This window comes from Mycobacterium scrofulaceum (assembly GCF_002086735.1).
Lineage (GTDB): Bacteria > Actinomycetota > Actinomycetes > Mycobacteriales > Mycobacteriaceae > Mycobacterium > Mycobacterium scrofulaceum.
In genome coordinates, this window is record NZ_MVIJ01000001.1 from 38070 (window position 1) to 58279 (window position 20210).

General features: G+C 71.2%; 13 protein-coding genes. 3 read left to right on the forward strand and 10 right to left on the reverse strand.

What is annotated here, in order from left to right; translation table 11 throughout:
• From BST44_RS00165 to hrcA, 4 genes are all read right to left on the reverse strand, one after another.
• Positions 1-1059, reverse strand: coding sequence for a PhoH family protein (locus tag BST44_RS00165; RefSeq protein WP_083174225.1), 1059 nt, complete (start codon positions 1057-1059; stop codon positions 1-3).
• A gap of 185 nt (positions 1060-1244) precedes the next feature.
• Entirely contained in the window at positions 1245-2006 is a 762-nt protein-coding gene (locus BST44_RS00170) for a 16S rRNA (uracil(1498)-N(3))-methyltransferase (RefSeq protein WP_083174227.1), read from the reverse strand.
• Between the two features lie 110 nt (positions 2007-2116).
• Entirely contained in the window at positions 2117-3265 is a 1149-nt protein-coding gene (gene dnaJ / locus BST44_RS00175; RefSeq protein WP_083174228.1) for a molecular chaperone DnaJ, read from the reverse strand.
• Positions 3266-3323: 58 nt separating this feature from the next.
• Positions 3324-4355, reverse strand: coding sequence for a heat-inducible transcriptional repressor HrcA (hrcA, locus tag BST44_RS00180; RefSeq protein ID WP_083174230.1), 1032 nt, complete (start codon positions 4353-4355; stop codon positions 3324-3326).
• A gap of 203 nt (positions 4356-4558) precedes the next feature.
• Here hrcA and BST44_RS00185 point away from each other — a divergent pair, with 203 nt between their 5' ends.
• The 3 genes from BST44_RS00185 (at position 4559) to BST44_RS00195 (ending at position 6487) form a co-directional block, all read left to right on the forward strand.
• Positions 4559-4873 carry a type II toxin-antitoxin system VapB family antitoxin gene (locus BST44_RS00185; RefSeq protein WP_065443782.1) on the forward strand — a complete coding sequence of 105 codons (315 nt, stop codon included), beginning with the start codon at positions 4559-4561 and terminating at the stop codon, positions 4871-4873.
• 79 nt (positions 4874-4952) lie between these two features.
• Positions 4953-5552, forward strand: a complete 600-nt coding sequence (locus BST44_RS00190; protein ID WP_083174231.1) for a carboxymuconolactone decarboxylase family protein — start codon at positions 4953-4955, stop codon at positions 5550-5552.
• On the forward strand, positions 5549-6487 hold the full coding sequence (locus tag BST44_RS00195; protein ID WP_083174233.1) for a sigma-70 family RNA polymerase sigma factor: 939 nt from the start codon (positions 5549-5551) through the stop codon (positions 6485-6487). Before BST44_RS00190 ends, BST44_RS00195 begins: the two co-directional genes overlap by 4 nt.
• Here the strand turns inward: BST44_RS00195 and BST44_RS00200 are convergent.
• The 6 genes from BST44_RS00200 to BST44_RS00225 all read right to left on the reverse strand — a co-directional run bounded on the left by BST44_RS00200 (position 6420) and on the right by BST44_RS00225 (position 20209).
• The gene (locus tag BST44_RS00200) at positions 6420-6917 is read right to left on the reverse strand and encodes an MTB12 family secreted protein (protein WP_083174234.1); all 498 of its coding nucleotides are present in this window, start codon (positions 6915-6917) and stop codon (positions 6420-6422) included. The genes BST44_RS00195 and BST44_RS00200 overlap by 68 nt on opposite strands.
• A 174-nt stretch (positions 6918-7091) precedes the next feature.
• Positions 7092-7607 carry an MTB12 family secreted protein gene (locus BST44_RS00205; RefSeq protein WP_083174236.1) on the reverse strand — a complete coding sequence of 172 codons (516 nt, stop codon included), beginning with the start codon at positions 7605-7607 and terminating at the stop codon, positions 7092-7094.
• A 171-nt stretch (positions 7608-7778) separates the two neighbouring features.
• The gene (locus BST44_RS00210; RefSeq protein WP_083174237.1) at positions 7779-7994 is read right to left on the reverse strand and encodes an MbtH family protein; all 216 of its coding nucleotides are present in this window, start codon (positions 7992-7994) and stop codon (positions 7779-7781) included.
• Complete coding sequence (gene mbtG / locus BST44_RS00215) at positions 7972-9267, reverse strand: NADPH-dependent L-lysine N(6)-monooxygenase MbtG (RefSeq protein ID WP_083174239.1); 1296 nt, start codon at positions 9265-9267, stop codon at positions 7972-7974. Before mbtG ends, BST44_RS00210 begins: the two co-directional genes overlap by 23 nt.
• The gene (locus tag BST44_RS00220) at positions 9264-13673 is read right to left on the reverse strand and encodes a non-ribosomal peptide synthetase (protein ID WP_083174713.1); all 4410 of its coding nucleotides are present in this window, start codon (positions 13671-13673) and stop codon (positions 9264-9266) included. Before BST44_RS00220 ends, mbtG begins: the two co-directional genes overlap by 4 nt.
• Positions 13670-20209, reverse strand: a complete 6540-nt coding sequence (locus BST44_RS00225; RefSeq protein WP_083174240.1) for a non-ribosomal peptide synthetase — start codon at positions 20207-20209, stop codon at positions 13670-13672. Before BST44_RS00225 ends, BST44_RS00220 begins: the two co-directional genes overlap by 4 nt.
• Position 20210: the final 1 nt, after the last annotated feature.

A 20210-nucleotide genomic window follows, 5' to 3' on the forward strand; every position in this document is an offset into this window, starting at 1 on the left:
TCACCGGCGTCCGCGGGAGCCCGACGCGCGCCGGGCCGCACGGTTCATGGTCAAGCCCGGCTCCTCGAACTTGGCGTAGGCGTCGACGATCTCGGAGACCAACCGGTGGCGCACCACGTCGACGCTGGTCAGCTCCGCGATATGGATGTCCTCGACGCTGTCCAGGATTTCGATCGCCGACCGCAGGCCCGACCTGGCACCACCGGGAAGGTCCACCTGGGTGATGTCGCCGGTGATGACCATCTTCGACCCGAAGCCGAGCCGGGTGAGGAACATCTTCATCTGTTCGGCCGTGGTGTTCTGCGCCTCGTCGAGGACGATGAAGGCCGAATTGAGGGTGCGGCCACGCATATACGCCAGCGGCGCCACCTCGATGACCCCGGCGGACATCAGCTTGGGGATCAGCTCCGGATCCATCATGTCGTAGAGCGCGTCATACAGCGGCCGGAGATAGGGGTCGATCTTCTCGCTCAGGGTGCCCGGCAAAAAACCAAGGCGCTCACCGGCTTCCACCGCCGGGCGGGTCAGGATGATGCGGTTCACCTGTTTGGTTTGCAGGGCGCTGACGGCCTTGGCCATCGCGAGATAGGTCTTCCCGGTGCCGGCCGGGCCCACCCCGAAAACGATGGTGTTGGCGTCGATCGCATCGACGTAGCGCTTCTGGTTGAGCGTCTTGGGCCGGATCGTCTTGCCGCGCCGCGACAGGATGTCCAGGGTGAGGACTTCCGCCGGCGACTCGTTGTCGGCGCCGGTCAGCATCGCGACGCTGTGGCGGACCACCTCCGGCGTCAACGGCTGACCGTTGCCCACGATTGCGACCAGCTCCGAGATCGCCCGCTCGGCGAGCGCGACCTCGGCCGGCTCACCGGAGACGGTCACGGCGTTGCCACGCACGTGCAGGTCGGCGCTGAGGCTGCGTTCCAACGCGCGGAGGTTTTCGTCTGCCGAGCCCAACAAGCCGACGACGACATCGGGCGGAACATCGATGCTGCTGCGTACTTGGGCGTTGGCCTGGAGGCCTCCGGCTGCGTCAACAGCGCTGGTCTCGCGGGGCGTCACGTGGCTCTCGATGCCTGCTTTCTCGGCTTGTCGGTGGTTTGCTCAGCTGCCCAAGTCTACGCCCGGGCCCCCGGATGGTCAGCCTTCCGCCGTGGATTGGCGGGAGCCCGATTCCTGCCGCACCCCGGGGGCTGCCGCATCAATGGGCCCAGGACCAGCGGCTACGCGGCCGGGCCGGTGGCGCGCTACAGCGTGGAGGCGTGGTCCCACCGCGCGGTGAGGACGCCGAGCGCCCCCAGCGCCACGGCCGCGGCGGTCGACGTGCGCAACACCTGGGGGCCCAGCCGCACCGGCTTCGCCCCCGCCTCGGTCAACGCGTCGATCTCCTCGGGCGCGATGCCGCCTTCGGGACCCACCACGAGCAGCACCGAACTCGCGCGGGCGACGTCGACGTCCGTCAGCGGGCCGGTGGCCGACTCGTGCAACGCCAGCGCCACCGCTCCCCCGGCCACCTCGTCGCGGATCCGCTCGGCCAGCCCCGCGGTCGACAGCACGCCGTCGACGGCCGGGATGTGCGCCCGGCGGGATTGCCGCGCCGCCGACCGGGCGACGGCCCGCCAGCGGCGCAGACCCTTGTCCACCCGGGCGCCCTGCCAGCTGGCCACGCACCGGGCCGACTGCCAGGCCACAAACGCGTCGGCGCCCGCTTCGGTGGCCAACTCGACGGCGAGCTCCGAACGCTCGGACTTGGGCAGCGCCTGCACCACCGTGACCGGCGGCCGCGCGGGCGCGACGTTCCAGCGCTCGAGCACCCGGGCCCGCAACCCGTCGCGGCCGGCGTGCTCGACCTCGCAGTGCGCGAGGCCGCCGGCGCCGTCGCCGAGGACCAGTTGCTCGCCGGGGCGGATCCGCCGCACGGTCGCGGCGTGAAACCCCTCGTCGCCCTCGACGGCGGCCAGCGCCCCGATGTCGGGCAGCGTGTCGACGTAGAAGAGGGTCGCGACCATGTGGTTTCCTACGCCGCCGACCGAGCAGGTCGCCGAGGGTGGGTGCCAGGTAGCAAATCTGGCCTCACATCGTCCATAGACCCCACGCTCGACGAGCCGAAGGCCGCGGACTAGCGGCCGGTGAAGGTTTCGCGCAGCCGGCTGAACAGCCCGCCGCCGGCGTGCGTCGAGCGGACCTCGGGCACGTCGCGGCTGCGCCGGTTCTTCAGCTCGCGCAGCAGTTCGGTGTCGTGGTGGTCCAGCCGGCTGGGCACCACCACCTCGACGTGGATGTGCAGGTCGCCCCGGGTACCCGACCGCAGGTGCGGCATCCCGTGGCCACGCAGCGTGATGACCGAATTCGGTTGGGTGCCAGGCGGAATGGTGACCTCGCTGATGCCGTCCAGGATGGCGTCGACGGTGACCGTGGCGCCCAGCGCCGCGTCGACCATCGGGACCGACACCGTGCAGTGCAGGTCGTCGCCCTCGCGCACGAAGACGTCGTGGGGTTGCTCGTGCACCTCGACGTACAGGTCGCCGGCCGGGCCTCCCCCCGGCCCGACCTCACCCTGGGCGGCGAGCCGCACCCGCATGCCGTCGCCGACACCGGCGGGGATCTTGACGCTGATCTCGCGGCGCGCCCGCACCCGGCCGTCGCCCATGCACTGGTGGCAGGGGTCGGGGATGACGGTCCCGACGCCGCGGCACGTGGGACACGGCCGCGACGTCATCACCTGACCCAGCAGCGACCGCTGCACCGTCTGCACCTCGCCGCGGCCGCCGCAGGTGTCGCACGGGACCGGCACGGAATCGCCGTTGGTGCCCTTGCCCTGGCAGCGGTCACAGAGCACCGCGGTGTCGACGGTCACCTGCTTGGTCACCCCGGTCGCGCACTCTTCGAGGTCGAGCCGCATCCGCAGCAGCGAGTCCGAGCCCGGCCGCACCCGCCCGACCGGACCGCGCGACGTCGCGCCGCCGCTGAAGCCGCCGCCGAAGAAGGCCTCGAACACGTCGCCCAGGCCGCCGAAGCCGCCGCCGAAACCGGCGCCCGCCGCGGCAGCGCTCTCCATCGGATCGCCCCCGAGGTCGACGATGCGTCGCTTCTCGGGGTCGCTCAGCACCTCGTAGGCGACGCTGATCTCCTTGAATTTCGCCTGCGCGCCCTCGTCCGGGTTGACGTCGGGATGCAGTTCGCGCGCCAACTTGCGGTACGCGCGCTTGATCTCCGCGTCGCTGGCGTTTCTGCTCACCCCGAGCAGCCCGTAATAGTCGCGTGCCACGCCTGACTCTCCTAAACCTGGTCCTTAACCCGCGCCTGCGCATCCTGCGGGTGCGCGCTCATCGAGCACCCAGAACTTCGCCGATATAAAGGGCAACCGCGGCGACGCTGGCGATAGTTCCCGGATAGTCCATCCGGGTGGGCCCCAGCACACCCATTCCGCCGAACACGGTGTCGGAGGTGCCGTAGGCGGTGGTCACCATCGAGGTGCCCGCCATTTGCTCGGCGGCCGTCTCATGGCCGATGCGCACCGTCACCTTACCGGCTTCCTGCTGGGCCGCCAGCAGCCGCAGCACCACCACCTGCTCCTCGAGCGCCTCCAGGATGGAGCGCAGCGAGCCGCCGAAGTCGGCGGCGTTGCGGGTCAGGTTCGCGGTGCCGCCCATCAGCAGGCGTTCCTCGGTGTGTTCCACCAGCGACTCCAGCAACACCGTCGCCGAGCGGCCGACGGCGTCGCCCAGGCCGTCCGGGGCGCGCAGCTGGCCGGCCAGGTCGGCCACCGCGATCGACGCCGCGGAGAGCTTCTTGCCGACCAGCGCCTGGCCCAGCAGCTCGCGCAGCTGGGACAGCTGATGGTCGTCGATGACGTCGCCGAGTTCGACGATGCGCTGGTCGACGCGGCCGGTGTCGGTGATGACGACCATCAGCAGCCGGGCGGGGGTCAGCGCGATCACCTCGAGGTGCCGCACGGTCGACGACGTCAGCGTCGGGTACTGCACGACGGCGACCTGCCGGGTCAGCTGGGCCAGCAGCCGCACCGCCCGGCGCAGCACGTCATCCAGGTCGACGCCGGACTCCAAAAAGCTCAGGATCGCGCTCCGCTCGGCGGACGACAGCGGCTTGACGTCGTGCAGCCGGTCGACGAACTCGCGGTAGCCCTTCTCCGTGGGCACCCGCCCCGAGCTGGTGTGCGGCTGGGTGATGTAGCCCTCGGCCTCCAGCACCGCCATGTCGTTGCGGACGGTCGCGGACGAGACCCCCAAGTTGTGCCGCTCCACCAAAGTCTTGGAACCGATGGGCTCCTTGGTGGCGACGAAATCGGCGACGATGGCGCGCAGCACCTCGAAGCGACGATCGTCGGCACTTCCCACTGCCTGTCACCTCCCTGTACCGCGCTGACCGGTTCATTTTACGGGTCTCGAGCCGTGCCAACCGTTCGCCGGGGCTGGCGGCGGCGGGCGTGGCGGCGGCCGTGGGGGATTGCGGCGGCTTCGGCCCTGGCGCCGCTTCTTCCGGCTAGCCTGTCCAGCATGAATCGGTCGGGTCATGGCAACGCGTCGGGGAAGATCGGGCGATGATCTTCAAGGGCGTGCGCGAAGGCAAGCCGTATCCCGAGCACGGGCTGTCCTACCGGGATTGGGCCCAGATCCCGCCGCAACAGATCCGGCTCGACGAATTGGTCACCACGACAACGGTCCTGGCGCTGGACCGCCTGCTCTCGGAGGACTCCACCTTCTACGGCGACCTCTTCCCGCACGCCGTGCGGTGGAAGGGCGTCGTCTACCTCGAAGACGGCCTGCACCGGGCGGTTCGTGCGGCACTGCGAAACCGCACCGTGCTGCACGCACGCGTGTTCGACATGGACATGGCGCCCGGCCGTCCGAGGTAGGCCGGTCACGTTCGCTGCGCGCCGGGTGTCGACGTGGTGAGGACGTTGGTTCACACCGCAACCCGCTAGGAGGATCGCCATGTCCCGGTTGCCAGGGGTCTCCGATCGCGACGCCGGCCTGAGCGCCAAGATCGCCTTCTTCTTCACCCGGCGCAAGCTGGCCCAAATGACCGGGCTGCGAACGGCCGGGATGCTGGAGCCGCTGCGGATGTACGCACACATCCCCCGCCTGCTCAACGCCTACGGCAGGCTCGAGCAGGCCGAGTCGAAGCTGGACATCCTGAGCCCGCGCCACCGCGCGCTCGCCGAGCTCAAGGCGGCGACGACGGTGCGCTGCGAGTACTGCATCGACCTCGGCTCGCAGATCGCCCGTCAGTGGGGCATCACCGACGAGGAACTGCTCGCCCTCGCCGCCTATCGCGACGCCGAGTGCTTCTCCGCCGTCGACAAGCTCGTCCTCGAGTACGCCACCGCGATCAGCCGCACCCCCGTCGAGGTCGGCGACGAGCTCTTCGAGGCGCTGCGCGCGCATTTCGACACCGCCCAGCTGGTCGGGCTCACCCACGTCATCACGCTGGGCAACCTGCGCGCCCGGTTCAACCTCGCGCTCGGGATCGGCTCGTCGGGCTTCTCGGGCGATCGGGTCTGCGCGCTGCCCGAGGCGCGCGGCGGCGCATGACCGCGGACGCGTCGGTGACGGCGCGGTTCGAGGCGGCGCGACCGCGGCTGTCGGCCGTCGCCTACCGGATGCTCGGCTCGATCGACGACGCCCAGGACGCCGTGCAGGAGGCGTGGCTGCGCCTGAGCCGCACCGACGGCGACGGCATCGCGAACCTGGACGCCTGGCTGACCACCGTGGTCGCGCGCATCTGTTTGAACATGCTGCGCGACCGCCACGGCAGGGGCCGGGAGGAGCCGGCCGTCGTCCTGCCGGATCCGATCGTGGAAGCCGACGGCGAATTCGACCCCGAACACCGCGCGATGCTGGCGGACGCGGTCGGGCTGGCCCTGTTCGTGGTGCTGGATACGCTGCCGCCGGAGCAGCGTCTGGCCTTCGTGCTGCACGACGCCTTCGCCGTGCCGTTCGACCAGATCGCGCCCCTCGTCGGCCGGACGCCGGAGGCCACCCGCAAGCTGGCCAGCCGGGCGCGGCGACGCCTCCGGGAGGCCGATCCGGTGCCCCACGGTGACATGCTCGCCCAACGGGCTGCCGTCGACGCCTTCTTCGCGGCGGGCCGCAGCGGCGACTTCGACGGCCTGGTGGCCGTGCTGCACCCCGAGGTGGTGTTGCGCGGCGACTTCGGCCGCGGCACCGCGGGTTTCCGCACGGAAGGCGCGTCCGCCGTGGCGAAGCTGGCCCGCGGCTATGCGGGTCCGGACCGCGAGGTGCGCGCCGCGACCGTCAATGGCGCCGCCGGCGCCGTCGTCTTCGCCGGCGGGCACGCGACGGCGATCATGGGTTTCGTGGTGCGCGACGGCCTGGTCGTCTCGATCGACGTGCTGGCCGACCCCGCCCGCGTGGCCAGATCGCGCGGTCCGCGCGGGTCTACTGACTGGCGGCCTGCAGCAACTGCATCGCCGACGCCCGCGACAGCACCCAGCCGCCCTGGTTGATGAACGTGACGTTCTCGGTGACCGGCGCGGCGAGCTTCGGGCCGGAGACCGCGACGTCGGCCGTGGCCGCACCCGGCGCGGCCGGCTGGATGTTCGTGACGTCGAACGACAGCGGCAGGTCGCCGTTCTTGGCGGCCTTCTGCAGCTTCTTGTCGGCGACGTGCGCCTCGATCCCGCTGATGCCGCCTTGCACCAGGTTGCTCTTGCTGGAGAAGGAGACACTCGGGTCAGCCAGGCTGTTGAGCACGCCGGTCAGCTGGTCGGCGGTCGGGACGTCGGCGGCCAGGGCCGGGTCCATCGGAAGCGGCGCGCCGACCGCGGCCAGCTGCACCTGGTCCACCGGCGCCGCGACGGAGGCCAGGCCCGCGGCCGCACCCCCGATGACGGCGAACGCTGCCACGCTGGTGGCGAGCAACTTGACGGTTTTCATGGTTCCCCCTTCGACGGGCACGATCTGGACGGATCCACACATCTGGCGTGGAGTCGGCGCGCCTGCTACTCCTGTTGTTTCGCGACTTGGCACGGCTACGTTACGACCACGCCATATGAAGACAACATGCACAACCTGTGCGCCGGCTGTGTGGCCGCCCAGAATTGTATCCGCCTAGTTGGTCGCCGTCGCCGCCTGGATCAACGCGATCGCGGCGTCGTGCTGCAGGATCCAGTTCCCGCCCTGGTTGACGAAAACCAGGTGCTTTTGCACCGGCCCGGCGAACTTCGGCCCCGAGATGGCGACGTCGGCCTGGGCCATGTTCGGGCCGGCCGGCGCGATGTTCGTCACGGCGAACGTCTCCGGGAAGTTGCCGTTGCGGTAGGCCTTTCGCAGCTCGTGGTCGGCCATATGCCCCTCGTCGGGGCTGATGCCGTTTTCCACCAGGTTGTTCTTGGTGGTGTACGAGACGCCCGGATTGGTGGCCTGGTCGCACAGGGTCGACAGCTGCTCCGCGGTCGGCAGGGTGCCCGGCGCCGGCGGCGGCGGTGGCGGGTCCTGCGGTAACGGCGCGCCGATCGCGGCCAGCTGCACCTGGTCCGTCGGTGTCGCGACGAAAGCGCCACCGGCGGCTCCCCCTACGACGGCGAACGCCGCCACGCCGGTGGCAAGAGTTTTCCTGGTCTTCACGGTTCCCCCTTCGATACGCGTGAACCGTGGCCGGATCGGTTCGATCCAGTACCCAACACGGTTACCCGTTCGGATGATGGCTGTAAGTGTGCCTGCTGGCGCGGGCGTTTGTGTCTCGGGCCGGTCACGTTACGGCGACGCTACGGCGGCGCGCACCGCCGCGGCGTCAGGTCAGCGTCGTTCGATCGATTCCTGCAGACTCTTGGGTCGGATGTCGGTCCAGTTCTTCTCGACATAGTCCAGGCACTCCGCGCGTGACGCTTCGCCGTACACGACGCGCCAGCCCGCCGGCTTGTCGGCGAAGCCGGGCCACAGGCTGTGCTGGTCCTCGTCGTTGACGAGCACGAAGAACGTGCCGTCGTCGTCATCGAAGGGGTTGATGCTCATCCCGTCTCCTTGTCGTGTGCGTGGGCGGGCTCACTAAGCCCCCCGTGGATCCCAACACCCGGTCAGACAACAATCCCAGGCAGCTGAGGTTCGGAAATCCGGGCCCCTGCGTCAGCCCGGACAGGTTGGGCAGGAACAACTTCGGGGTGACGTCGGCGACGGCGAGGTCGTGGCCGATCGCTTCCTGCAGGCGCTCGGCGGTCAGCGGCCCGCCCAGACCGAGCTCCAGCAGGTCCAGTACGTCCTGGCCGAACAACGACGTGAACCACAGCGCGTCGGCGCCGGAGCCGTCGATGACCAGGTCGAAACCGTGCACCGTCTCGAGGTTCTCGGCGCCGCGGTTGGTGGACAGCGTCAACCGGATCTGCCCGTCCCGGCCCACCGCGTGGGCCACCCGGCCGCGCAGGTGGCGGATGCGGTCGTCGGCCAGCAAGGCCTCCTGCACGTTCGCCGAGAACACCCCGCGGTCCGTGCGGGCCAGCGCGTCGCGGCGTTCGGCCAGCGTCAGGGCGGTCCAGTCGGTCGGGTCGGAGAACAACGAGTTCTCGAAGAAGCTCTCCCCCCGGGTGAACAGCGTCACCTGGGGCGAGATGACGGTGATGGTCGAAACCCGGTGCCGGAAAAGCTCGTTGAGCATCGACGCCGCGGTCTCGCCGCCGCCGATCACCGCCACGCGCTCGGCGCTGATCCGGTCGTGGCCCGCCGCGCGGTCCCAGAACTGGGCGATCGACAGCGTGCGCGGGTTGCCGGGCAGCAGCGACTTCTCGGCCTGGCCGGGGCCGGTGATCATCAGGGCGTCGGCGCGCACGGTGGTTTCGTGGGTGTGCAGCGCCCACTGGTCGCCGTCGACGGCCAGCCGTTCCACCTCGCCGTGCACCACCTCGAGGCCGACCTGCTCGGCGACCCAACCCAGGTACTGGCTCCATTTGCGGTGCGTCGGCGCCGGGCGGCCGCGGTCGATCCATTCGGCGAACGACGCCGTGGCGATCAGATAGGACTGCCAGCTGTAGCGGGTCATCCTCTCGTCGAGTTCGGCGTTGCGGCGCGGCACCAGCGCGGAGCGGTAGGGAAAGCCGACGTCCTTTTCCGGGCTGGTGCCCAGCCGCTGCGCGCCGTCGGTCCATCCGCCGCTGGCCTGCCAGTTGGCCGCTACGCCGATGCGTTCGACCGCGATCACCTCGGGGGCATCGACGCCCATGTCTCGCAGCACGGACGCCTTGGCCGCAACGGCGACCGCCTTGGCTCCCGCGCCCAGGATCGCAAGTGTGCTCATGTCACCATCTCCCGCAGCGATTCAACCCAAAGGTGTTGCAGCTCAGCGATATCGGCTTCGGCGAGGATGTCGGGCAGGGCGCGCCACTGCGCGGCCAGCACGCGCTGCCCGTCGAAGGCCAGCATCGCGGCCACGATCGTGAGTTCGTGGCGGACCGCCAGCTCCGGTTCCGGCTGCGGCGACACCCCGGCGAGGAGCTCGCGCTCCAGGGTCAGTCCGGTGCCGCCGCCGGAGTGGGCGGCACCGAGGTAGTTCAGCAGCAGTTGCGGTCCGGGCAACGGGGCGAGGCGTTCGGCGGTGTCGGCGCGCAGGTAACGCAGGAGCCCGTAGTCCAGCCCGTCGCCGGGGATGGCCGCCAGCTGCTCCCCCACGTCCCGCGGGTCGGTCGACTCCACCCGCAGCGGGTAGATGGAACTCAGCAGCCCTACGGTGTCGCCGGTGTCGACGGTGTGCGCGCCCGGCGCGTCGACGAGACCGTCGGCGCGACCGTGCGTTTCGAGCGCCAGCAGGGGCGGTGGGGTCGCCTGGTTGCGCGACCGCCGCCACCGCGTCACCGTCGCCGCGGTGGCGGCAACCAACAGACTCGGCAAGGGCAGGCCCGAATCCGTCAGCCGCCGCGTGGTTTCGGCATCGGTGGCGGTCAGGCGGACGATGAGATCGCCGGCGCGGTCGCGGCCCGGGTCGACCCGCCGGGTGCCGAGCTCCGGGTCGTCGCCGTCGAGCTGGGCGGCCCAGAATTGCACCGTGTCGAGCCGGCGTGCCCGCTCGACGAGCGCACCGGCCCAGCGCCGGTAGCTGGTGTGCTCGCGGATCGGTGCGGGTGCGTGGCCCGTACGCAAAGCCTTGAGGGCGGCGTGCAATTCGCCGAGAACCACGCGCCAGGACGCCGGGTCCATCGCCAGCACGTGAGCGGCGATCAGCAGGACACTTCGGCCGGCCGGGGGGCGAAGCCACACCGCGGCAACCAGCGCCCCCCGTTCCGGGTCGAGGCGGCCGACGGCCCGCGCGACGTGTTCGGGGACCGCGGTTCGCGGGTCGTCTTCCACCTCCGCTTCGAGGAGGTCGATGCCGGTGTTCTCCGACGGGATCAGCGTCATGGCGGCGCGGTCCAGGCGGGCGCGCAGCACCTCGTGTCCGGCCACGATGCCGGCCAGCGCGGCGCGTAATTGTTCGCCGGTGACGCCCTCGGGCAATCGGATGGCCTCGGTCTGCGCCAGCCGGCGCGGCTCGCCGTACTCGTAGAGCCAGCGGCCGTTGGGCAGCACCGGCATGGGCGCGGTGTCGCGCTCGACATCGGCTGCGGGCGGTGCGTTTTCCGCGTCGACGGCCGCCGCCAGCTCGCGGAGGTTGGCGCACTCCAGGATGAGCCTGGCGCGCAGCGCAATTCCCCGCTCGCGTGCCGCCTGGACCACCGAGAGGGCCGCGATGCTGTCCAGGCCCAGCTGCAGGAAGTCCGCGGCGACGTCGACCCGCGGCTGATGAAGCAGTTCCGCGAGCACCTCGGCCAGCGCGGCCTCGGTGGGCGTTTCGGGTTGCGATTCCGCCGCGGCCGCCTCGGGGGCGTCGAGGGCGCTCAGCGCGGCCTCGTCCAGCTTGCCGTTGACCGTCAGCGGGATGTCGTCCACCATGACGATGCGCTGCGGAATCATGTAGCGCGGCAACCGCGAGCCGAGCGCGCCGCGCAGCTCGGCCGCCGACGGTGGCCGCGGCGCCGCGGCGGAAACGACGACGTAGGCCGTCAGCCGGGCGACCCCGCCGTGCCGGCGCACCAGGACGCCCGCGTGCCTGACGGCGGGATGCGATTCGAGCGCGGCCGCGATCTCGCCGGGCTCGACGCGGTAGCCACGGATCTTCACCTGCGCGTCGGCGCGGCCCACGAACCGCAGCGAGCCGTCCGCGGCCCGGCGCACCAAATCGCCGGTGCGGTACATGCGTTCGCCGATCGCGAACGGATCGGCGACGAAGCGCCGGCCGGTCTCCGCCGCGCGGCCCAGGTACCCGCGGGCCAGCTGGCCGCCGCCCAGGTAGAGCTCGCCGGTGGCCCCGCACGGCACCGGGCGCAGCGCCGAGTCGAGCACGTAGCCGCGGGTGTGCAGGGTCGGTCGTCCGATCGACGGTTCGTCGTGCTCGGCGACGCCGGCCACCACGGCCTCGACGGTGGTCTCGGTGGGGCCGTAGCAGTTGTAGGCCCGCATCCCGGTGCGGGCGCACTCGGCGCGGATGACGTCCCAGGCGGGTTTGCCCAGCGCTTCCCCGCCCAGCGCCAGCACCGCCAACGGGACCGTGGCGAGCAAACCGCACGCGGCGAGTTGGGCAAACATCGACGGGGTGGTGTCGATCATGTCGATGCCGTGCTCGGCGATCGCGGCGACCAGCGCCTCGGCGTCGGCCTGCGTCTCTTCGTCCACGACGTGCACACCGTGGCCACCCAGCAGCGCGACCAACGGCTGCCAGGCGGCGTCGAACGCGAACGACCACGCGTGCGCGATGCGCAGCGGCCGGCCCAGATGGGCGGCAGCCGGCCGCAACACGTTCTCCAGGTGGTCATCGGCGTAGGTGGCCACCGCCGCGTGAGTTCCGATGACGCCCTTGGGTTCTCCCGTCGTGCCAGAGGTGAAGACGACGTACGCGGCCTGCCCGGGCAACACCTCGGCGCACCGGAAGTCGGTGCGGGGATCCGAGCCGGCCGCCGGCATCTCCTCATCGATCACGATCGAGGCGGCCGTTTGGCGCAGGATCGACTCCACCCGCTGCGGGGGCGTCCCCGGCTCCATCGGCACGCACATGCCGCCGGCCTTGAGCACCGCGAGCATCGCGACGATGTAGTGGGGTCCCCGGGGAAGTCGGATGGCTACCGGGGTTTCGGGCCCGACCCCGCGGTCGGCGAGCCGCGCGGCCAGGCCGTTGGCGAGAGCGTCCAGATCGCGGTAGCTCAGCGTGCCGCCCGCCCAGCTGACGGCGACGTTGTCCGGGGTGTCGCCGGCCACCTCGGCGAAGCGCGCATGGATGCCGACCGCCGCCGGGGTGGGCGCGTCCGCGGCGGGCGGCCGGACCGCCTCGTCGTCGAAGAGGACGCTGACCTCGCGCAGCGGGCGCTCCCAGTCCCGCAACAGCCGCTCGGCGGTGGTGAGCACCCGCCGGCCGAGGGCGTCGGCGCCGATGGCTCCCAGTGCGCCGTCGATCACCTCGACGAGCACCACCAATTCGCCGCCCGCCATGTGGGCCGCGATCGTGATCGGGAAATGGGACAGCGTTTGCAGGGCAGAGGGCCGGAATGTCGCACCGGCGGCGGTCAATTCGGTGCCGGCGGTCAGCCCGTCCAAGGGGAAGTTCTCGTAGACCAGCAGGGTGTCGAACATCTCCCCGACCCCGCCGAGCGCCCGCAGGTCGGCGTGCCCGAGGTAGCCGTGCTCGCGCAGCAGCGCGGCGTCGCGCTGCGCCGCGCGGCATTGCTCCCCGACGCTCGCCGCCGGGTCGAGCCGCACCCGCATGGGGACGGTGTTGATGAACAGACCGATCATGGTCTCCACGCCCGTGAGTTCGGGCGGCCTGCCGGAGACGGTGACGCCGAACGTGACGTCGTGGGTGTCGGTCAGCCGGGACAACACCAGCGCCCACGCCATTTGCATCAGCGTGTTGATGGTGATGCCGCGCGATCGCGCCTCGTCGACCATTCGTGCCGTCGCCCGGGCCGGCATGCGCATCTCGGTGGTGCGGGGCAGCCCGCCCGGCCGGCTTTCGGCCGACCCGAGTGCCGCCGCCAGGAGGGTGGGGCCCGGGAGGCCCTCGAGATGCCGGCGCCAGATCCGTCGCCCCGCTTCGAGGTCGCGACTCGCCAGCCAGCCGATGTAGTCGCGGTACGGCCGCGGGGTGACGGGCAGCGCCGACGGGTCGCCCCCGGCCCGGTACAGGACCATCATCTCGTTGACGAAGACCGGCAACGACCAGCCGTCGATGACGATGTGGTGGGCGGTGAGCACCAAACGCCATCGCTCCCCGGGCATTTCGATGAGCAGGAAGCGGATGGCGGGTCCGCGTTCCAGATCGAACGGGCGCCGGCGTTCGGTGACCTCCAGGGCAGGCACGCCCTCGGGCGCGGCGGTAGCGGTGCGCCAGGGCAATTCGACCCTGGACGGGACGATTTGCACCGGGCGGGCGATGCCGCGGCTGAAGAAGCTGGCCCGCAGGTTCGGGTGCCGCACCAACATCTTTGTCGCGCAATCACGCAACAGCGCGACGTCGAGCGCACCGGAGATGTCGGCGGCCATCCCGATCACGTAGGGGTCGTCGGCCTCGCCGTCGGCGAACTCGGCGAGCGTGGTCAGCGAGTACAGGCCCTCCTGCAGGGGGCTCAGCGCCATCACGTCCTCGACGTCGGGCGCGACCCCGGCCTCGGTGGCCGTCATGACGTCCCGTCGCGCGACGACGCCCAAAGCCGGGTCACCGCGGCCAGGTCGTCGGCCGACAGCCCGGAAGCGCTCATCGGCTCGAACCGGGCGTCGGTGGGCTCGTCGGACCGCTCGGTGTCGTTGTGCCCCAACGCGTCCAGAGCCGCCGCCAGCTGCTGCACCGTCGGGTTTTCGAAGATCATCCGCGGGCTGACGGCCAGGCCCGCGGCGCGCGCCCGCGAGGCCAGCTGCACCGACAGGATGCTGTCACCGCCCAGAGCGAAGAAATCGTCGAAGCGGCCGACCTCGGGCGTCGAGAGCAACTCGGCGAACACCCGGGCCAGCGCCCGTTCGGTGTCGGTGCGCGACGGCTCGACGTTGCCGCGGGTGCTGACCGCCGGCGGCGGCAGCCCGGGTCGGTTCAGCTTGCCCGACTCGGTCTTGGGCAGCGCGTCGAGCACGGTCAGCGACGAGGGCATCATGTAGGCGGGCAGCGTCGCCCCGATCGCGGCGCGCACCCGCGATGCGAACGCCGCCTTCTCGGTGTCCTCGGCGATCGGCCGGTATGGCACCACATAGCCGGCCAGCGAGGTGCCGCCGTGCACCTCCCAGGTGCGCGCCGCCGCGGCGGTGACCCCGTCGACCCCGGCCAGCGCGGCCTCGACCTCGGCCAGCTCGACTCGAAATCCACGCACCTGCACTTGATGGTCGGAACGCCCGACGAATTCCAGGCGGCCGTCCTCGGTCCAGCGGGCGAGGTCGCCACTGCGGTACAGGCGCGAACCGGGTTGCAGGGCATAGGGATTGGCTACGAACCGGGCGGCGGTCAGCGCGGGCCGCTTCCAGTAGCCACGCGCCAGCTGGTCGCCGGCGTAGTACAGCTCGCCCACCACGCCGACCGGGACCGGCCGCAGTCCGTCGTCGAGCAGGTAGGCGTCCGATCCCGGAACCGGCTTGCCCACCAGCGGATTCGGCGGCTCCAGCAGGCCGCGTGACACCGCACCCGATGTCTCGGTGGAACCGATGTTGTTCAACAGCTCGATGTCCGCGCCGGCGCACACCGACACCAGGCGCCGCAGCAGCGGGGCGCCCACCGGTTCTCCGCCGCAAACCAGCCGCGACAGCGCCCGCACCGCCTCGGGCCTGCTGTCGACCAAGGCGGAAACCAGGCTGGGAACCGCGGTCACCTGGGCCACCGCATGCCGGGTCATCAAGTCCCCGAGGGCTTCCGGGTCGCGGTGCTCGGCGTCGTCGGCGAGGATCATGGTGGCCCCCGCCGCGAGGCCGGCGAGCATCTCCATGCCGCCCTCCAGGAAGGTGATCGACGCCTGCGCCAGCCGAACGTCGTCCGCTCGCGGCGGGTAGTGCCGCAGCTGCCAGTCCAACCGGGCAGCCATGGATCGATGGGTGCCCAGCGCGCCCTTCGGCGTGCCCGTGGAGCCGGACGTGAAGACCAGATACATCGGGTCGTCGGGGTGCGGCGTGGGCGGTTCGGGCCGATCCCCGTCAAGGTTCTCGATCGCCGCTCGCACGTGCGGGTCGTCCAGCGAGATCACGGTCACACCGGGAACTTCGGGCATGGTGTCCGCCGCGTCGGCAGTGGCAAGCACGACGGGCGGTTGCACGTCGTCGAGCATGAACTGCTTGCGGGCCCGCGGGTAGCCCGGATCGATCGGGAAGTAGCCGCCGCCGGCCTTCATGATGGCCACCAGCGCCACCACCAGGTCGATGCTCCGCCGCGTCGACAGCCCCACCAACGACCCGGGGCCGACGCCCCGCGCGGCGATCAGAGTGGCCAGGTTGTCCGAACGGCGGTGCAGCGCAGGGTAATCGATCTGCTCGGCGCCGCAGCGCACCGCGATCCGGTCGGGTCCCCAGCTTCGGCTCGGCCGCAGCAATTCCGGAATGGTGCGCGGCCGGTCGCGCGGCGGCTGGGGGCCCCGGCTCCAGTGCTCCATGCGGCGCCGCTCCGCGGCGTCGGTCAGCTGCACATCCCGCAAAGTCTGGTCGACGTTGTCGGCAAACTCGGTGACCACCCGGATCAGCCAGCCGGCCAGCCGTTCGATCGTGGCCCTGGCGTACAGCTCGGTGCGGAAGATGAGGTTGCAGTCGTACCCGACGCCTGCCGAACCGTCGGTGCCGAAGAAGTTGACGCTGAGGTCGGCGTGCGCCATGTCGAAGACGGGGTCGAGCGCGGTGCATACCGTGTCCGCCCCGCCCGCGGGCGCCTGCTCGATCACCCGCGTGGCGGGCAGCTGGTCACGGACGTGCACGACGACCTGGAACAGCGGATTGCGGGACAGTGACCGCACCGGGCTGACGCTGTCGACGACGCGATCGAACGGCAGGTCCTGGTGGGCGTAGGCCGCCAGCGCCGTCTCCCGGGCGCGGGTCAGCAGCTCGCGCAGCGTCGGGTTGCCGGTCAGGTCGTTGCGCAGCACCAGGATGTTGACGAAAAAGCCGATCAGTTGGTCCAATTCGGCCTCGGTGCGCCCGGCCACCGGTGTGCCCAGCGGGATGTCCGCGCCGCCACCGGCCTTGTGCAGCACGACGGCGACGGCCGTCTGCAGCAGCATGAATTCGGTGATGCCCAGCTCGCGGGACAACTCGGCGAGCTTGGCCCGGGTCGCCGCGTCGATGCGGAAGTCGACCGATTCGCCCTCCCCGCTGGGCACCGGCTGGCGCGAGAAGTCGGGCCGCAGACCGGTGTCCTCCGGCAGCCCGGCCAGCTGCCGGTTCCAGTATTCGCGCTGCCCGGCGGCGACCGCGGACTCCTGCCCGGTCGCATCCCCCAGGAACGCGCCCTGCCACGCCGCGTAGTCGGCATACTGCACACGCAGCGGCGCCCAGGCGGGAGCCTCGCCGGCGCGCCGGGCGCGGTAGGCGGTCATCACGTCGGCGAACAGCACACCCGCCGACCAGTGGTCGGAGGCGATGTGGTGGACCACCAGCGACAGCACGTGCTCGGCGGGGTTGTCGGTGGTGTGCAACACCGCCACCCGAAGCGGGAGCTCGCGGTCCAGCTCGAAGCAGTGCCGGCGCTCGACGTCCAGCTCCCGCCGCAGCCAGGCTTCGTCCGGCCCGGTCGCGCGGCGCACGGCGACCTCTCCCGCCGGCCCGACCACCTGGTAGGGCACGCCGTCGAGCTCCACATAGGACGTGCGCAGGATCTCGTGGCGGCCGACGACGTCGCCGACGGCGGCGATCAGGGCGTCGACGTCCCAGGGCCCGCTCAGCTTCGCGGCGAACGGAATGTTGTTGACCCAGCTGGGCCCGTCGACGCGGTAGGCGAACCAACTGCGCAGCTGCGACGCCGACAACGGCATGGGCTCGTCGTGGGCGGTGGCGATCAGCTTGGGCCGCGCCCGGGTGGGCTCGCCGGAGCTGAGCTGGTCGACCCGCCCGGCCAGCAGGCCCACCGTCGCGAGCTCGAAGACATCGCGGATGCCGAGCTCCACCCCGCACTCGGAGCGGATGGCGGTGACCAGTTTGGTGGCCACCAGCGAGTGGCCGCCCAAGTCGAAGAACGAGTCGTCGACCCCCACCCGGTCGTGGCCGAGCAGGCTGGAAAACAGCGCGGCGACGCGGCGTTCGGTGGGGGTCGTCGGGTCGCGGTAGGCGGCGGCCGCGGCGATCTGCGGTTGGGGCAGCGCGGTGCGGTCGATCTTGCCGTGCGCCGTGATCGGGATTTCGTCCAGCGTCACATAGGCGGCGGGGGTCATGTAGTCCGGCAGCGCGGCGGCCACCCGGGCGCGGATGCGCTCGACCTCAACGGTTTCGGGGCCGCCTCCCTCGGCCGGTGTCACGTATCCCACCAGGCTCTTGCCCAGCCGGGGCAAATCCATGGCCAGCACGACCGCTTGCCCGACGCTGGGGTCGACCGAGATCGCGGCGGCGATCTCGCCCAGCTCGATGCGGAAGCCGCGGATCTTCACCTGCTCGTCGGCGCGGCCGACGAACTCGATGTCCCCGTCGGCGTTCCGGCGGGCCAGGTCTCCCGACCGGTACAACCGGCCACCCGGCGTGAACGGGTCCGCGACGAAACGCTCGGCCGTCAGCGCGGGCCTGCGGTGATAGCCGTGTGCGACATGGGTTCCGCCGATGTAGATTTCGCCGATCACGCCCACCGGGACCGGCCGCAGCGCGTTGTCGAGCAGGTGCACCTGGGTGTTGATCTTGGGCCGGCCGATGGGCACCACCCGGGTGCCCTGCGCCCCTTCCACCGGGTAGCTGGTGCAGTTGACCACGGTCTCGGTGGGTCCGTAGAAGTTGTAGAGCAGCGCATCGAAGGTGGCGTGGAACTTGTCGGCGATCTCGCCCGGCAGGGCCTCCCCGCCGATGGGCACGCGCCGCAGGGTGCGCCACTGGCCGACCCCGGGCAGCGACAGGAACAGGCCGAGCAGCGACGGCACGAAATGCATCGAGGTGATGCCTTCGCGGCTCAGCAGTTCGGTAAGGTAGCCGATGTCGCGCAGCCCGTCGGGGCGCGGAATCACCAGGCGGGCGCCCATGATCAGCGTGCCGAAGATCTCGCCCATGGACACGTCGAAGCTGGGCGACGCCACCTGCAAGAGCCGGTCGGTTTCGTCGACGTGGTACTCGTCGCCGAACCAGACGAAATACTCGGCGATCGGCGCGTGCGACACCGGGACGCCCTTGGGTAGCCCGGTGGAGCCCGAGGTGTAGATCAGGTAGGCGGTGTTGTGCGGGCTCAGCGGCCGGATCAATTCGGCGGGCTCGGTCGCCGGATACCGGTCAAGTCCCGTAACCGGCTCGCGCAGAACCAGTTTGGCGTCGGCATCGCCCAGAATGAAGGCCAGGCGGTCCGCGGGATAGGTGGGATCCACCGGCAGGTAGACCGCGCCCGCCTTCAACACGCCGAGCGCGGTGACGACCAGTTCGGGGGACTTGTCCAGCAACACCGCGACGCGGTCCTCGGTGCCGACGCCTTGTTCGATCAGCCAGTGTGCCAGGCGGTTCGACTCCTCGTCGATCTCGCGGTAGGTGTACTCGCGGCGCTCGTAGACGACGGCGACGGCGTCGGGCGACAGCGCCGCCCGCCGGGTGACCAGGGCGGGCAGGGTGGCGGCGGGGGTGTCGAACGGCGCGCCGGTCGAGGCCCGGCGCAACCATTCGGCGTCCTCGGTGTCCATCAGCGCGTACGCGGAAAGGGCCGCGTCGGGGTTGCTCAGCGCGTCGTCCAACATCACGGTGTAGTGCCGCAACAGCTGATCCACCAGCTGCTGATCCAGCACCTCGACCAGGTACTCGGCTTCCACCAGCCCACCGTTCGCGCGATCCAGCTCGATCATGAAACTCAGCGGCAGCTGGTTGAAATGGCCCCGCAAGTCCCCGCGCTCGCACCGCACCCCCGGCGGGCAGAAGCCGGCGCCGTCGGGCTCTCGCTGCCCGAAGCTCACCCGGGTCATCCGGTCGGCGCCGTGGCGGCGGTCGGGATTGGACTCGCGCACCAGCCAATCCAGGTCGGCCCGGGAATGGGCGAATGCGCCCACGGCGCTGTCCCTGGTCTGGGCCAGCAGCTCGCGGAACGTCTGGTGCGGCCCGGGACGCAGCCGGACGACCACGGTGTTGCCGTAGTAACCGATGGCCGATTCGGTGCCGGCGCCGCGGTTGAGCACCGGGGCGGCGATCAGGAAGTCCGTCGACTGCGTGTAGCGGTGCACCAGCGCGGCGAAGGCGGCCATCAGCACCATGTACGGGGTGGCGCCGGTCTCCCGCGCCAGCGCCGCCGCCCGGTCGACGGTGTCCGCGGACAACCGGCGGGTAGCGCGCTGCGCACGCCAGGTGCCCGGCACCACCGACCCGTGGGGGCCCGGAAGTTCAAGCGGCTCGGGAAGATTCGCCATCAGGGGCCGCCAGTAGTCGAAGTCGCCGGCGGGATCCGTGGCGTCGTCCGGCGCGGGCGCCGCGGCTGCCGGTTCGCCGCCGAAGCCGTCGGGATCGGTGTACGCGCGGGTCAGGTCGGCGAAGAATGGTGTCCACGACGCGTCGTCCCAGGCGATGTGGTGGGCGGTGATCAGCAGCATCAGCTCGTCGGCGGACAGACGGGCCACGGTCACCCGCAGCGGCGAATCCGTGGACAGGTCGAAGGGCCGCCGAAAGTCCCGCTGCGCCAGCACGTCCAGCCGCAACCGCCGGGCCTGGTCGGTGAGCCCCGAGAGGTCGTGTTCGGCCCACTGGGGCCGCAGCTCCGCGCGGACGACGGGATGCGGGTCGCCGTCCGCGCCCGTGCCGTACGTGGTGTGCAGCACGGGGTGCCGCGCCGCCACCGCGTCGACCGCGCGCCGCAAGCGCCCGGTGTCGACGCTGCCGGTGACGCGGTAGGACACACAGACGTTGAGCAGCGCGCTAGCCGGGTCCACCGACTGCACGAACCACATCCGGTGCTGGCCGACGGACATGCGCGGCTCTTCGCCGGTCGCCGCGGGGGCCTCGACGGCCGGTCTGGCCAGGCCCCGTTCGGCGATCTTGCGGCGCAGCAGTTCCAGGCGCTCGTCCTCGAGCCGGTTGCCGATCCCGGTGGTGTCCGTCACG

Bases quoted from the DNA above. Each gene is read 5' to 3' on its own strand.
- BST44_RS00190 (WP_083174231.1), top strand. From the start codon at position 4,953: ATGTCCCGGTTGCCAGGGGTCTCCGATCGCGACGCCGGCCTGAGCGCC.
- BST44_RS00210 (WP_083174237.1), bottom strand. From the start codon at position 7,994: ATGAGCATCAACCCCTTCGATGACGACGACGGCACGTTCTTCGTGCTC.
- BST44_RS00170 (WP_083174227.1), bottom strand. From the start codon at position 2,006: ATGGTCGCGACCCTCTTCTACGTCGACACGCTGCCCGACATCGGGGCG.
- mbtG (WP_083174239.1), bottom strand. From the start codon at position 9,267: ATGAGCACACTTGCGATCCTGGGCGCGGGAGCCAAGGCGGTCGCCGTT.
- BST44_RS00195 (WP_083174233.1), top strand. From the start codon at position 5,549: ATGACCGCGGACGCGTCGGTGACGGCGCGGTTCGAGGCGGCGCGACCG.
- BST44_RS00185 (WP_065443782.1), top strand. From the start codon at position 4,559: ATGATCTTCAAGGGCGTGCGCGAAGGCAAGCCGTATCCCGAGCACGGG.
- BST44_RS00200 (WP_083174234.1), bottom strand. From the start codon at position 6,917: ATGAAAACCGTCAAGTTGCTCGCCACCAGCGTGGCAGCGTTCGCCGTC.
- BST44_RS00220 (WP_083174713.1), bottom strand. From the start codon at position 13,673: ATGACGGCCACCGAGGCCGGGGTCGCGCCCGACGTCGAGGACGTGATG.